Source organism: Corynebacterium qintianiae, assembly GCF_011038645.2.
Lineage (GTDB): Bacteria > Actinomycetota > Actinomycetes > Mycobacteriales > Mycobacteriaceae > Corynebacterium > Corynebacterium qintianiae.
In genome coordinates this window covers 531,784-546,517 of record NZ_CP064955.1, presented here as the reverse complement: position 1 = coordinate 546,517, position 14,734 = coordinate 531,784, and the positions used below count along the sequence as shown (strand labels likewise).

The 14,734-nt window shown below is 66.0% G+C and carries 10 protein-coding genes; 4 read left to right on the top strand and 6 right to left on the bottom strand.

The features are described 5' to 3' along the window. Nucleotides 1-106 precede the first annotated feature (106 nt). A complete protein-coding gene (locus G7Y29_RS02715) occupies nucleotides 107-3,082 on the bottom strand; it encodes a UPF0182 family protein (protein WP_165004846.1) in 2,976 nt (991 codons plus the stop codon). 88 nt (nucleotides 3,083-3,170) lie between these two features. Between G7Y29_RS02715 and G7Y29_RS02710 the strand changes: the two genes are divergently transcribed. Further along, nucleotides 3,171-3,695 carry a PPA1309 family protein gene (locus G7Y29_RS02710; protein ID WP_165004844.1) on the top strand — a complete coding sequence of 175 codons (525 nt, stop codon included), beginning with the start codon at nucleotides 3,171-3,173 and terminating at the stop codon, nucleotides 3,693-3,695. A 9-nt stretch (nucleotides 3,696-3,704) separates the two neighbouring features. Then, complete coding sequence (locus tag G7Y29_RS02705; protein WP_165004842.1) at nucleotides 3,705-4,316, top strand: hypothetical protein; 612 nt, start codon at nucleotides 3,705-3,707, stop codon at nucleotides 4,314-4,316. On the opposite strand, the gene G7Y29_RS02700 is transcribed toward G7Y29_RS02705, so the two are convergent. Beyond that, a complete protein-coding gene (locus G7Y29_RS02700) occupies nucleotides 4,313-5,386 on the bottom strand; it encodes a YlbL family protein (RefSeq protein ID WP_165004840.1) in 1,074 nt (357 codons plus the stop codon). The two genes, G7Y29_RS02705 and G7Y29_RS02700, sit on opposite strands and share 4 nt — an antisense overlap. A 104-nt stretch (nucleotides 5,387-5,490) precedes the next feature. Here G7Y29_RS02700 and G7Y29_RS02695 point away from each other — a divergent pair, with 104 nt between their 5' ends. Continuing rightward, entirely contained in the window at nucleotides 5,491-6,891 is a 1,401-nt protein-coding gene (locus G7Y29_RS02695; protein WP_165004838.1) for a zinc-dependent metalloprotease, read from the top strand. Nucleotides 6,892-6,894: 3 nt separating this feature from the next. On the opposite strand, the gene G7Y29_RS02690 is transcribed toward G7Y29_RS02695, so the two are convergent. After that, the gene (locus G7Y29_RS02690) at nucleotides 6,895-7,395 is read right to left on the bottom strand and encodes a M48 metallopeptidase family protein (protein WP_165004836.1); all 501 of its coding nucleotides are present in this window, start codon (nucleotides 7,393-7,395) and stop codon (nucleotides 6,895-6,897) included. Nucleotides 7,396-7,420: 25 nt separating this feature from the next. On the opposite strand from G7Y29_RS02690, the gene G7Y29_RS02685 reads away from it, so the two are divergent. Next, complete coding sequence (locus G7Y29_RS02685) at nucleotides 7,421-8,272, top strand: hypothetical protein (RefSeq protein ID WP_413228038.1); 852 nt, start codon at nucleotides 7,421-7,423, stop codon at nucleotides 8,270-8,272. Nucleotides 8,273-8,275: 3 nt separating this feature from the next. On the opposite strand, the gene G7Y29_RS02680 is transcribed toward G7Y29_RS02685, so the two are convergent. Genes G7Y29_RS02680 through G7Y29_RS02670 form a run of 3 tightly spaced genes read right to left on the bottom strand, consistent with a single transcriptional unit; the run spans nucleotide 8,276 to nucleotide 14,720 of the window. Beyond that, nucleotides 8,276-10,324 carry an ATP-dependent DNA helicase UvrD2 gene (locus G7Y29_RS02680; protein ID WP_165004832.1) on the bottom strand — a complete coding sequence of 683 codons (2,049 nt, stop codon included), beginning with the start codon at nucleotides 10,322-10,324 and terminating at the stop codon, nucleotides 8,276-8,278. Beyond that, a complete protein-coding gene (locus G7Y29_RS02675; protein WP_165004830.1) occupies nucleotides 10,314-11,408 on the bottom strand; it encodes a potassium channel family protein in 1,095 nt (364 codons plus the stop codon). Before G7Y29_RS02675 ends, G7Y29_RS02680 begins: the two co-directional genes overlap by 11 nt. 30 nt (nucleotides 11,409-11,438) lie before the next feature. After that, nucleotides 11,439-14,720 (bottom strand): ATP-dependent helicase, encoded by a 3,282-nt coding sequence (locus G7Y29_RS02670; RefSeq protein ID WP_165004906.1) that lies wholly within the window; start codon nucleotides 14,718-14,720, stop codon nucleotides 11,439-11,441. Between the last annotated feature and the right edge of the window lie 14 nt (nucleotides 14,721-14,734).

Here is a 14,734-nt window from a genome sequence, read left to right as displayed (position 1 = left end):
TGCGGAATGTTCCGCATCGGCAACGTTTTCCAACTATAGTGACGGCCCCACTAAACACCAAATCCCCTGGCGAGAGGACCATTCGCCAGGGGATTGCGAGTACCCGTTACTTATTCAGCTTCTGGTAATCCTGCACCGCTCGGTCGAGCTCGTCAAGGGCATGGCCGAATTCCTCGAACGAGCCGTCCCGCGCGGTCTCGAGGTCGCGCAGTGCGGTGTTGATGCGGTTCAGCGCCTCGTCCGTGTTCCCCGGAGCGGCAGGTGCGGGCGCATCCGATTTGCCATCCTTGTCTTCCACGGTTGGAGAAGACTGGTCCTCGGCGTCTTGGGTGCCTGCCCCGTCGGTGGCGATGTCAATGTCTTGCGCCGCGGCGGAGTCGATGCCCACCTGGCTCAGAGCCTGGGAGATTGTCGGCGCGTAACCAACCCGACCCTGGTAGAACACCAGCACGCGCAGCAGCTTGGGGAAGGCGGATTCCTGCCCCTTGCGCTGCGAGTACACCGGCTCGACGTAGAGGATCTCCCCGCCTCCGACGGGCAGCGTCAGCAGGTTGCCGTTCTGCATGTCGTTTGTGCCCTCCCACAGGGTACGGTCGCGAGCGACCTGGTCGGACGACATGAGCGCGTCCTGCGCCTGCTTCGGACCCTGGGTTTGCGTATTGGTGGGAAGCACGCGCACCGTAATATCACCGTAGTTTTCCGGGTCCGACGCGACCGACATGTGGGCGGAAAGGAACTCGCGGTTGAGGCCACGGTACGGGGTGATCAGCTGGAAGGACGGATCGCGGGTTTCCGGGTCCGCCGCGACGATGTAGTACGGCGGCTGGTTGAGCTCCTGGCGTCCCTCCGGCGCAGTCGGGTCGTTCGGCACGGACCAGAAGGCATCGTTGTTGAAGAAGACCCCTGGGTCATCGACGTGGTACCGGGCGAGCAGCTCCCGCTGGACCTTGAACAGGTCCTCCGGGTAGCGCAGGTGCTCGCGCAGGGTGTCGGAGATCTCGCTCTCGGGCTTCACCGAACCCGGGAAGACGCCCATCCATGCCTTGAGCACGGGGTCCTCCTCGTCGAAGGCGTAGAGCTCCACCGTGCCGTCGTAGGCGTCGACGGTGGCCTTGACGGAATTGCGGATGTAACCCAGGTTGTTGTTCACCAGGCGCTGCGTGGTCCCGTCGGGGTTGAGCGCGTCTTGGGTGGAGTCCTCCATCGAGGTGCGCGTGGAGTACGGCAGGTGGGACAGGGTGGTGTAACCGTCGACGATCCACTTCACGCGGCCGTCGATAACCGCGGGGTAGGTAGCCGAGTCGGTGGTCAACCAGGGTGCGACGCGCTCGACGCGCTCGCGTGGGTCCCGGTCGTAGAGGATCTTCGATTCGGAACCGACCCGATCCGACAAGATGAGGTTGAGCTCCTGGTACTTCAGCGCATATGCCGCTCGGTTGAACCAGTTGCCAATGTTGACGCCGCTCTCGCCCCCATAGGTGTAGTTTGAGTTGTCCGTGTCATATTCGACGGGTCCCTGACCGTTGTCGCCCACGATGGCGTAGTCCAGGCCGTCCTCCGACGACGCGATGACCGGGCCGTAATAAATGCGCGGCTCGTCAACCTTGGTGCCGAGCTGCTCCGCCTCGTCGCTCTGCGCGGCGATGGCGTTGGTCTGCAGGTCGGAGACAGTGAAGATGGGCAGGCCGCCGCGGGTGGAGCCAGCGTCCTGCGCTGCCTCGTCGACGGTGTTGGCCTGGGCCGCAATGAAGCCGTTGCCGTGGGTGTACACGGTGTGGCGGTTGATCCAGTCGCGCTGGTTCTCACGAAGGGCGTTCGGGTCGAGCTCACGGGCAGCGACGACGAAGTCCCGCATCTCCCCGTCCACCTCGTAGCGGTCCATCGCCAGGGTATCGGGGAAGCCGTAGAAGTTGCGCAGCTGCTGGTTCTGGGTGAAGGTCGGCGCGATGATATCCGGGTCGAGCAGACGGATGTTGGCGATGGTCGCCTCGTCGCTCGCCACCTCCTCGTCTGAGACATTCTCCGCGCCCCAGTTCTCCAGGTACGTCACTTTGTCGTCGGTAAGCCCGTATGCGTGACGGGTGGCTTCGATGTTGCGGCCGATGTATTCGTACTCCTTCGCCTGGCGGTTCGGCTTGACCGAGAACTGCTCGAGCAGTGCGGGCCACACATTGCCGATCACGATGGAGGAGACGAGCATCAGCACCGTCGCGAGCACCGGAATGCGGAAGTCCTTGTACACGATGGAGACGAAGAACGCCGCGGCGACAATGACGGCGATCACCATGAGGGTGATTTTCGCGGGCAGCGTAGCGTTGATCGCGGTGTAGGAGGCGCCGGTGAAAATGTCGTTCTCCTGGTAGAGGAGGGTGTAGCGCTCAAGCCAGTAGTTCACGGCCTTGAGGAGCATCCACAGGCCCGCCGTGACGGCGAGCTGGATGCGAGCGGAACGGGAGATGTGGCCGCGGACTCCGGAGACTTGCGAGCCGATGCGAATACCGCCAAGTAGGTAGTGGGCGACGAGGCCGACAAGGAAAGCCACAATCAGCAGCATCGAGAGCGTACCGACGAGGAACGCGATGCCCGGCAGCGCGAAGGCGTAGAAGCCGAGGTCACGGCCGAACTGCGGATCGGTGGTGCCGAAACTTCCGCCGTTGAGCCACAGCATCACCGTCCGCCACGCACGCTGCCCGGCGAGGCCGGAAAACACGGCGACGACGAGGGGCACCCACACGAGCAGGGTCCGCACCCCGGATTCAATCTGGGAGCGGTACTGCGCGGTCGGCGAGAGCGGGTCGGTGTCAACCGCGTCCTTGGGGCGCCCGCGCCACGCGAACGTTGCCGCGGCGTACGCCACCGCGCCACCGAGGAATGCGAACACCAGGAAGAGTACGACGCGGGTGATGATCACCTTGCTGAACACACCGCGGAAACCGAGGTCCCCGAACCAGAGCCAGTCGGTGTAGACCCCGACTGCGAGGGGGACGAGGAAGAGGATCAGGCCGATGATCGCGATGGTGGCCATCAGCCCGGAGTTCGTCTTCTTCGCCCGTGGCTGTGGCTGGGTGAGGCGGGTAGCCAATCCTGCTCCTTAGTAAATAGAGTTTTTAACGCAGACTCATGTGTATAGCCTTAAATAGCTAACGTTAGAGCTACAGGAAAGGTTCCCCATGTTCGAGCAACAGGCGCTGAACAAGGCGATGATGGAGGCCGTGGAGTTCGTCCACGCCGAAGGCTGGGACGCGGGCCCCACCCTTTTCGCACTCGTACCCACAGGCCTGCTCATCGACCAGCTCGACCCGGACGACGCAGAGGCTCCCTTAACACTAATGGTGCAGGATCTACCTTCCACGATCCTGCCCGGTTCGGAAGAGCTGGGCGAATACGTCGCGCGTCTCGCGTGGCCGCGTGAGGTAGAGGGAGTTGTGCTCGCGCAGGAGATTTCGTTCGTGGATTCCTCCGCCGGTGCCGACGGGGGTCCTCGTCCGGCGCGTCTCTTCTCCGGCGTCCTGCGTGACGACGACCTCGAGCTGACGCTCCTCCAGCTCCGCCCGACGGAGCAGGAGCTCCAGGAGCGAGGCCCGTTCGCCCAGGACGACGTCGATTTAAGGGGCGGGCCGGGGGTGGCACCCAACGTCATAGCGGCCCTGCGCTACGGGCTTGAACAGGCGCCTGACGAGGGCGATGTGGAGTAGTCTGCGGGTATGCGTTCTCCCTTCCTGCGCCGTGCTTCTGCCGCCTCCATTGTCTGCACTGCGGCCTGCCTCGCCGCGTGTGCCCCGGGCGGCGAGGAGCCTCCGGAGACGACGACAGAGGCCACCACCGCGGTGACGTCGGCGGCGTCTACGCAGGCGTCGTCAAGCGCGAGCCCAACGGCGACCACCTCGAAGCTGGCCAAAGAGGAAGCAGCGGTCGGGGTGGTCGCAGACCAGTTCTCCACGCTCGCCCCCAAGGCTTTCTTCCAGCAACTGGACAGCTGCGTGTCAGTAGACCTGGAGGGCTCCTACGACTGCTCTGGCGCGGACGTGGGACAGTTCCAATTCTTCGACTCCGAAGCGAAGGCGGCGTCGACGACACAGCTGCTGACTGAGCTGCGCAGTTCGCGGGTCGTGGAGGACACCGGCGAGCGCGTCGTGGGCTGGTCCACCCTGGGTACGTCGGCGATCATCACCGTCGTGGATAACGCGGAGGGCCAGGTCATGCAGCAGCTCGTCTCCTCCGACCGCGAGGACCCGCGCGAGAAAATCTACTCGCTCGGGTTGGCGCAGCGCCCCGCGGAGGAAACCACAGAGGGCGAAGCAGAGCCGACGAGCTAACCGCAGGTTGTGACGTCGCGCCCCTCGGTGAAGGCCCGCATGGCCGCGACGGCGTCGTCAAGCGTGGCCACACGTGCGACCACCATGCCGCCCGAATCGACCGCGGCGGCCTCCGCGCAATTGTCCGCGGGCGCGAGGAACAGCTCCGCCCCCGAATCGCGCGCGCCGCGGATCTTGTGCGAGATTCCGCCGATCGGGCCGACTTCGCCGTCCTCGGCGACGGTTCCCGTGCCGGCGACGAACTTCCCGCCGTTGAGGGCCCCCGGGGAAAGTTTATCGATGACCGCGAGGGAGAACATCATGCCGGCGCTGGGCCCGCCGACGTCCTTGAGGTTGTAGGTGACGGAGATGTCCCCCTCGGGCTTGGACGTCATGAGGATGCCCAGCTGGGCGGTTCCCTCGGAGTCGCTGCTCTCCCCCAGTGTCAGGCCGACGTCGCGCGTCTCACCGTCCCTGTCGACGGTCAGCTCCAGGTCGTCCCCCGGGGCGTGCCCGAGCACGATTTCCTGGACCTGCCCCGGCTCGGACACCTCGGTACCGCCGACGGCGGTGATGACGTCGCCCGGCTCCAAGGAGCCTTCCGCGGCGGATTCCGGTACTACGTCATGGACGACAACCTCGGTGGGCATTCCGAGGAACTTCATCGCCGCCACGGTCGCGGACGCCTCGGAGGCAACGAACGCGGCCTCGTTGAACTGCTGGAACTCCTCTTCGGAGACATCGGGCGGAACAACCTGCTGCATCGGAACCAGGGTGTCCTCGGTGCCGATCCACCGGCCGAGCGCCTGTGCGAGTGTCATGTTCGTGCGCACCGACACCGTCGTCATGTTGAGGTTTCCGGAGGTGTCGTCCGTCTCCGCACCCTCGATGTCGACCACCGGGGTCCCGTCGATCTCCGCGAGCGTGTTAAACGTCGGCCCGGGCCCCTGGGCCGCGTACGGGACGGTCAGAGTGACGTCGGTGAACGGGACGTGGTCGACTGACAACGCGAGCGCGAGCAACCCCACGGGCACAGCGCCCCACACAATGGTGGACCAGCGCCGTTGCCTCAATGCAGTCGTCTCCGTCACGGGGCAACATCTTATCCCAGGGCCCCAACGTTCCCTACCACCGTTCGCTCTCAGCGTCCACGCGAAGCCCACCTCCCGCTTTGCGACGGCTGTAGTGTGGTCGTATGAGCAACGGATTCGGTTTCTCCTTCCCCAACAACGACTCGAACGACGGTGACGACGGCGACCGCAACGACCGCAACGACAACCCGTTCGCCGCGTTCGGCTTCAACTTCGGAACGGGCGCCGGAGGCCAGGGCAACCCGGCGGGCCAGCCGGGCAATCTCGGAGATATCCTCAACCAATTCGGCCAAATGCTGTCCGGGATGGGCTCCAGCTTCAACAACCGCACAGCGGGCGACGCCGTCAACTTCGAGCTCGCGCTGCGCATGGCGCGCCAGCGCATCGGTGATTCCCCGTCCGTCTCTACCAGCGACACCACCGCAGTCACCGAATCCCTGCGCCTGGCCGACCTGTGGATCGACGACGCCACCACCCTGCCCGCATCCTCGGCGCGACCCGCGGCGTGGAACGCAGACGATTGGCTGGTCAACACCATGCCGATGTGGAAGCGCATGGTCAACCCGGTCGCGGAGAACATGAACCGCGCCCAGCTGGAGTCCATGCCAGAGCAAGCCCGCGAAATGATGGGGCCCATGGCCGGGATGATGAACTCGATGAACGCCATGAACTTCGGGATGAAGCTCGGCCACGCCCTGGGCGACCTCGCCCAGCAGGCGCTGACCGGAACCGACTTCGGCCTCCCAGTCGCCCCCCGCGACGTGGCGGCCATCCTGCCGAAGAACGCGGCGGCTGTTTCCAAGGACCTCGGCGTACCCGGCCAGGAAGTGCTGGTCTACATCGCCGCCCGTGAAGCTGCCCGCCAGCGCCTGTTCACCCACGTGCCGTGGTTGGTTGAGCGCCTCGTCTCCTCCGTCGAGGAGTACGCGGCCGGCCTGGAGATCGACACGTCCCACATCGAAGAGATCGCCCGAAACTTGGATCTCGAGTCTGGTGATCCACAGCAGCTGCAGGAGAAACTCGGCGAACTGCAGGGCATGGACCTCACTCCCCGTGTGAACTCGCGCAACGAGCTCGCCACCTCCCGCCTAGAGACGCTGATTGCCCTGGTGGAAGGATGGATCGACGTTGTGGTAGCGGAGGCCCTGAACGAGCGCATCCCCTCGGCCGCGCAGCTGTCGGAGGCGTGGGCGCGGCGGCGTGCCACCGGGGGCTCCGCCGAGCAGGCGTTCGCCAACATTGTCGGCATTGAGCTGTCCGCGCCGAAGGTGCGTGAGGCCGCCGAGCTGTGGCGTCGCGCCCACAACGCCGTGGGTCTTCAACGCCGCGATAAGGTGTGGGACCACCCCGACTTCCTGCCCACCGCGGAGCACTTGGACAACCCCGCCGCGTTCATCGACACGCTTCTCGACGATTCCCCAGACACCGAGTTCGACGAGGAAATGGCGAGGCTCGAGGAGGAGTTACGCAAGCAGAACGACGGGGACGAGGACGACGAGCAGTAGCCCTTACCCGCCGAAGCGCTGGTAAGCCTCGAGATACCCTTTGGCGCGCTCGGCTTGGGGAGCCCGGTCCGCCAGCTCCCAGAACGCCGCCGAGTGTTCGGCGACGATTGTGTGCGCCAGTTCGTGGACAATGACTGCGTCCACCACGTAATCGGGCACGTTTTTGAGCCGGTCGCTAATGCGGATGTCTCCCGTCGACACTGTGCAGGATCCCCAGCGGAAGTTTTGCCTGCTGGACCACCGGATCGTCGATACGCGCGCCTGCCCGCCGAGGACGTCGCTGTTCAACCGGCGGGCGCGGGCGAGCAGATCGTCGTCGGTGCGGTGCGACGTCGCCGCCTTGCGGTTGAGTCGGCCGGTCATCTCCTCGACGGCGTCGCGCTCCTGCTCCTCAGTGAACCCGGCGGGGATGCGGACCTCAAGAACGCCGCCGACGAGCCGCGCCTGAACCGTTCGCCGGCGCCGCGTCGAGCGGATTACCCGCACGTTTTCTTCAGGCCACATGAAAAGTGATTTTAGCTGTGTTGAAATGGTCTCCGTGCAGCTGCCACCCACCACGCTCATCCGCTTCGCACCCGGCGCGGGTGTGATAACGCGCGGCCGCGGCGCCCTGCAGTTCGGTCTCGACGCGACCCGCAGCGGAGTCATCGAAACGCCCCTGGCCGGCGATGTGCGCCCTGTCCTCTCCCGCCTCCGCGCCCCAGTCTCGGTGGCCGATCTTCTCTCCGGTTTGGCGGACGCGGGGATGTCCGAAGCCGCCGCGCGCAGCCTCGTGGAGGAGCTCCGCGCCTACAGGGTCATCGTCGCCGACTACTCCTGCGCCGCGCTGCTCGTCGGCGAAGGGCCGCTTCACGACGCCCTGTCCACGCTTCTGCGCGCCTCCGGCGTCACTGTTCGCACCCAGCTCGCCGCCGAGCCGCTGCAGCGCACCCTCAATTCCGTCGACCCGTCTGTTCCCGTGGTGTTCGTGGACCAGCTCCACCGCGCCCGCGAGCTGGCGAAGAACATGCGGCACCTGAGTGCTGCGACGTTACCCGTGTCAGCGGTGGACGCCCGGGTGTTCATCGGCCCGCTCGGCGCGGGGCACCCCGGCCCGTGCCTCTACTGCGCCCACCTCTACCACGCCCAGCGCGACGAGCAGTGGGAGCACGTAGTCGGCCGGGCCTCGGGGGCGACCGCGCGCCCCGACACTGTCCTCACCGCCGCAGGCGCGGCCGCAGCGGCAGTGGTAATTCGCCGGTTATGCGGCGTCCCGGACCCACCGGGGGTGTCGGCCGCGGCCCCCGCGCGCGGGGAGCTGATCGTCGCTGACCCGTTCAGCCCTGTTCCGCTGACCCGCACGGTGCTCAGCCCCCACCCGGGATGTCCGGTGTGTTACTAGCGCTCAGGCGAAATCGCTCAGCGTTCCAAGGACGCCCTGGCCGAACTTCTCCACCTTGACCGGGCCAACGCCCGAGATGCCGAGCAGGTCCGTCTCCGTGGTCGGCATCGTTTCTGCGATGGCGAGCAGGGTGGCGTCGGAAAACACCATGTAGGCGGGATGCCCAGCCTCGCGGGCCACGTCGAGACGCCAGGATTTGAGCGCCAAAAACGCGTGCTCGTTGTACTCGGGCTCGCAGTCCTCGTGCCGTCCCAGCGCCTTCTCCGCGGGCGTGTCCAGCGGGTTGCCACACACCCTGCAGTTCCGGGCGCGCTTGAGCCGGTCGGGTGATTTTTCCACGTCGAGCTCGGGAGCGATCCCGTCGAGGAAGCGGGTGCGGGTACGGGACTTCCGCCCGCCCTCCTGGCGCGCCAGCGACCACGACATGTGCAGGTGCTCCCGGGCGCGCGTGATGCCGACGTAGAAGAGGCGGCGCTCCTCCTCGATCTGGGCGTCACCCGCCTTGATCGCGTGGGAAATCGGGAGGGTGTTTTCCACCAGGCCGACGAGGAACACGGCGTCCCACTCGAGGCCCTTGGCCGCGTGGAGGCTGGCCAAAGTGACGCCGTCGACGCTCGGCGGCTGCTTCGCGTCAGCGCGCTGGCGCAGCGAGCGCAACACGTCCGTCAGCGCCGTCGCCTCCCGCGTGTTCACGATCTCCTCGATGAGGTCCACCAGCGCTCCAAGGGTCTGCCACCGCTCGCGAGCTTGGGCGCCCTCCGGCTCTTGGGGGGTCAGCCCGAGCGGGGCGAAGGCGGCGCGCGCCACAGCCACCGGGTCGTCCGGCAGATCCTGGCGGCGCGCGGCCGAAATGAGTGAGTTGATCGCCTCGCGGATCTCCGCACGCTGAAAGAACCCCTCGCCGCCACGCACCTGGTAGAGGATCCCGGCGTCGGACAGGGCCGCTTCAAACGCCGCTGACTGCGCGTTGATGCGGTAGAGCACGGCTATTTCCCGGGCCGCCACTCCGGCGTCGAGAAGTGAGCGGATCGCCCTGGCCACCTCGCGTGCCTCAGTCGGCTCGTCGTCGTGCGCGGCATAGGTGGGCGCCGGGCCATCCGGGCGCATGCCCTGCAGCTCTAGGCGTGTACCCGCGGCGCGGCCCGTCGCCTTGGAAATGACGGTGTTGGCGAGGTTCGTGACCTGGGGCGTGGAGCGGTAGTCGCGTTGCAACTTCACCACGGTGGCGTGGTTGTACGTGCGCGAAAAGTTAAGCAGATAATCCGGAGTCGCGCCTGTGAAGGAGTAGATGGTCTGGTTCGCGTCACCGACAACGGTAAGGTCGTCGCGCTGGCCGAGCCACCCTTCGAGAACTCGCTGCTGCAGAGGCGTGACGTCTTGGTACTCGTCCACCACGAAGGTCTGGTATTGACTACGGAACTCCTCGGCCACCGCGGGCGCGTTCTCGAGCGCGCCCGCGACGTGCAACAGCAGATCATCAAAATCCAGGAGCATGCCGTCCGGGCTGGTCTTCGCTTCCTCGTAAAGGCGGTAGACCTGCGCGACCTTCGCCGGATCCGCGGGCGGGGTGCGCTTCGTACCGGAAACCCGCTCTACGTAGTCTTCTGCGCCAATGACGGACGCCTTCGCCCACTCGATCTCCCCGAGCAGGTCGCGCACCATTTCCTTGCCGGAGTCGAGCCCGGCCGCACGGGCAGCGCGGCCCACGAGGGGGAATTTGTTGTCTAGCATCCGCCACGGCAGGTCACCGGCGATTTGCGGCCAGAAGTAGCGCAGCTGGCGCAGCGCCGCAGAGTGGAAGGTGCGCGCCTGCACGCCGCCGATGCCGAGGCCCCGCAGACGGTCGCGCATCTCTCCGGCCGCGCGCTGGGTGAACGTCACAGCCAGCACCTTGTTCGGCGACACCACAGACTGGTCGATCAGGTGCGCGATGCGGTACGTGATGGTGCGGGTTTTGCCGGTGCCGGCGCCGGCGAGGATGCAGACCGGCCCGCGCGGGGCTGTGGCGGCGACACGCTGATCGTCGTCGAGAAGCGAGAGATCAATTGCCATTGGCTACCTCGTCCTTGCCGGGAATCTCGCGGGTGTGGCGGACGTAGAGAAGGCGGTCGCCCGGTTCCACGGTCTCCGCCTCGGGGGAGTCGATGCGGTACAGCTCGCCTGAGCGGACGACCCCGAGGACAATGTCGGCGAGGTGGCGCGGATTGGCCCCGACCTCGTCGTCGCCAATCGGGCGCTCCGCCACAGCGAAACCCTCGTCTGGGCTGAGCAGGTCCTCCATCATTGCCACCACCGGCGGGGTGACCGTGGCAATGCCGAGGAGGCGCCCCGCCGTCTCCGAAGACACCACCACGGAATCGGCCCCGGACTGCATCAGGAGGTGCTGGTTCTCACTCTCCCGGACCGATGCCACGATCATTGCGCTGGGAGCGAGCTCACGCACCGACAGTGTGACCAGCACGGCGGTGTCGTCGCTTGAAGGGGCGACGACCACAGAACGCGCGCGGGTGACGCCTGCGATCTTAAGCACGTCTGATTTCGTGGCGTTGCCGTGCACCGTCACCAGGCCCCGCTTCTCGGCGCGCGCGAGCACTGCCGGGTCCTGGTCGACGACAACGATGTTGGAAGGGGCTGCACCGTCGGCAAGCAACGCGTCGATTGCCGAGCGGCCCTTGGTGCCGTAGCCGATCACGATGGTGTGGTTGCGCACGGTTTTCCTCCACTGTTGGATTTGCAGGGTCTTGCGGGAATCTTCTGTCAGGACAGACAGGGTGGTGCCGACGAGCAGCATGAGGAACGCGATTCTCAAGGGGGTGATGATGAAGATATTCACCAGGCGCGCGCTCTGAGTAACCGGCGCGATGTCGCCGTAACCCGTCGTGGACAAGGACACCGCTGAGTAATAAAGAGCGTCAATGAACGTGAGGCTCTCCTGCGAGTACCCGTCCCTGTCGAGGTACACCAGTACCGCCACGGCGACCATCAGGATGCTGGCGTACAGAAAACGCCGCAGCATAATCGTCCACGGGGTCGCCCGCTCGGCGGACGGGATCGTGATCACGTCGATGAGCGTATGCACCGGAGCGCTGCTGACATCGGCGTCGGCTTGGAACCGGTCGCGCCATGTGGCCCCCATGGGGCTCCTGCGGAAGAGTCTCACTGCTGGTTAATCCCTTTCCTCGGGAGAGTCTGGGAGGAACTCTATCCCTTCAGCCGCCGATTGCTGAAGCAGCTGTTCGAGTTCGTCCGCGCTCGGCAGATCCGACGGCGCATAGTCCTCACCGGTGCGCACGTAAAAGAACACCGCGCGCACGTCCCGTCCGTCCCCCGCGATGCGCCGCCACGCCTCCCGGTAGACGGCGAGCTGAAGCTTCGCGCTCTCCATCTGTGCTTTCGCAGGCTTCATTCCCGTCTTCCAGTCCACGACCGTCCACCCCTGCTCATTCTGGAACACCGCATCCATCCGGCCGCGCACCACAGACGCTCCCAGCGCGAGTTCGAAAGGGTGCTCCACGAATGCCGGTGTCCGGCCCGCCCAGCTGCTCGATTCGAAGTTGGCCTTGAGCCGCTCGAGGGTCTGCTTGTCGACGTCCGCCTCGTCACTGCCGGGGAGCTCATCTTCGGTCAAAAGTGGCCGGGCCCCGTAAAATTCCTCGAGCCACTCGTGGAACGCGGTTCCCCGTTTGGCGTAGGAATTCGGCTTGAAAGGGACGGGCCGTCGGGCACGGCGCGCAAACTGTTCTGGGTCCGCCTTGAGCGCGACGACATCAGATGCGGTGAGCTCACCTGGCAGCATGACCGGCACCTCGGGGCTGGCAGCCGCGAGGTGCTCCTCGATGAGCGCGGTGGTGTCTCTTTCCCACAGCTCATACAGTTCACCGTCGGACAGGCCGGGTAGCGTTTCCATCGCCGCGGCCACCAAGCTGGCCGCTTCCGCGTCCTCCGGTTCGACCTTGAGGTGCGGCCAGACCCCTTCCCGCTCGGCCGCTGCGTCGGCGGTCTCTTCGTCCTCCACGGCGCCTCCGTCGAACCACTCGGCGACGCACTCGTCCCGTACCAGCTCGCGGATGGCCAGGAAGTGCTCATAGGGCTCGGCTTCCTTCTGTCGCCCGGGTTTCTTGCTGGATCCGGTGACGATCAGTTTGCGCCCCGAGCGGGTCACGGCGACATAGAACAGCCTGGCGGATTCCTCTTCCAGTTTTGTACCCGCGGCGGCGAGGTACGCCTTGGCCGCTTGCCCGAACTCGGTACGGTCCTCCACCCCTTCGAACGCGTCAAACTCCTCGTCGGGAACTAGCTTCGGCTGGGTCAGGAACGTCTCGTTCCGGCCCTTATACGTTTCCCTGTCCGCGCGGACGACCGCCACCGTGTCCCACTCGAGGCCCTTCGCCTTGTGCGCCGTGAGGATCTGGACGCGGTCTGAACGGACCGGGACATTGCCGGGGGCCAAACCGTCCTCGTGCTCCCGGGCGAGCTCGAAGTAGTCGAGCAAGGACAGCAGGCTAGCGCCGGGGTAGTTCGCCACCTCGTCCATCAGACGGTCCAGGTGGACTGTGCCCGTTGTCGACGGCCGCGCGAGCACCTCCGTACGGATGCCGAACACGCTGACGATGTCGGCGAAAACATCCGGCAGGCGCTTGCCTAGGGAGTGGGTGCGCAACCACCGGAGTTTCGCTGCTAGATCCTTCAGGCGTGCGAGCCCCTTTTCAGTAAAACGCTCCGGCTCCCCGAGATCTGCCACGGCGTCGGTCAGCCCCGCAGGTGTATCGGCTCCGGCGGTGATCTTCTTCGCTTCCTCGACGGATTCGTTCAGTTGCGCGTGGAAGCGCTCGACTGGGTCATCCTCGTCAACAGCGGGGGTGCTGTTACTGCCCCGCAGGTTGGCCGCGCGCCGGGCGAGAGCATCCAGATCCTTCAACCCCAGGCCGACGGCGGGGCCTGAGAGGATCCGCAGCGCGGAAGCGGAATCTCCCGGCCGGACAAGCATGGAGGCGATGGCGACAGCATCGGCGACCTCCGGGACGTCGAGGAGACCCGCAAGGCCCACGATCTCGTAGGGGACGCCCCGGGCCTCCAAAGCCTCCGCCACCTCCGGAGAGGTCTTGTTGGCGCGCACCAGCACTGCGGCGGAAAATTCCTCGCCGCGCGCGACGCACTCCGCATATTGGTGTGCCAGATTGTCGGCCACGAACGCGATCTCCTCGTGTTCGTGCTCGAAGAAACCCATGATGACCTCCCCCGCGCCGGCGCCCGGGCGCGAGCTCAGGGCGGCGACCGCCCGGTCGCTACCTGTGCCCAGCAGGGTGTCCGAGACCCGGTTCGCCAATTCGAGCACCTCCGGCGGGTTGCGCCACGAGGTCGTGAGCTGCTTCTTCTGCGCCGGGGAGCCGTCCGGCTTCGGGAAGTCCTCGACGAACGCCGCGAGGTTGGCAGCGGTGGCGCCTCTCCACCCGTAGATCGCCTGCATCGGGTCACCGACGGCGGTGACCGTCAGAGCGTGACGCTGCACGGATGATGACTCACGCGCGTCGCGGCCTTCGCCGAACAGGCTCCGCAGCAGGACTCGCTGGGCGTGGGATGTGTCCTGGTACTCATCCAGCATGACCACCCGGAAACGTTGGCGCTGGGATTCACCCACGGCACCATGCCCGTGAGCGAGCTGGGCCGCCACAGACATCTGTTCGTTGAATGTGACGACGCCGCGGGCGCGCAGCTCGTTACCCAGTTCCTCCACCACGGGCAAGTAGGCCCGTCGCAGCTCCTGGGCGTCGCGCCACTTGGTCATGTCCGCGGTGAACTTTGCCGGGTCGCCCTTGCCCGGCAGCGCTTCAGTTTCCGCGAGGAAAACGTGCGCCTGCTCCTGCACAAACGCAGGGGAGACCAGAGAGTTACCCATCGAGGTCACGAGACCGAGCACATCTTCGATCACCGTCGAAATCGCGGGGTTTTTCCCGGTGCCGGACACTAGCTGACCACGGAAGTCGAGGATCACCTCGCGGGCGATCGCGTGCAGTTCCGCGTCGGTGATCAGGCGCGCATCGGGCTCGACAGGGACGAGGAGACCGTACTCACGGATCAGGTCCCCGGCGTATGCGTCGTAGGTGGAGATCGTTGGGGCGATCACCTCAAGCGACTTCGCCAGCTCCCCGGAGGGATCGAGGCGGTTCAAGAGGGCGTCGTTCGACGCGAGAACGCTCAACCGGTCGCGAACGCGCTTGCTCAGCTCTTGGGCCGCCTTGCGCGTGAAGGTCAAGCCGAGAACTTCTTCCGGCCGGGCGAAACCGTTGGCCACGAGCCATACAACGCGCGACGCCATCGTTTCCGTCTTACCTGCCCCGGCGCCCGCGACGACGAGCAAAGGCCCCGGGTCCGCGCCGATCACATCGGCCTGTTGGTCGGTCGGCGGGTATGCCTGACCCAGATATTTCGACAGAACTGTCGGGCTCATGGTTGCTTGGGTTG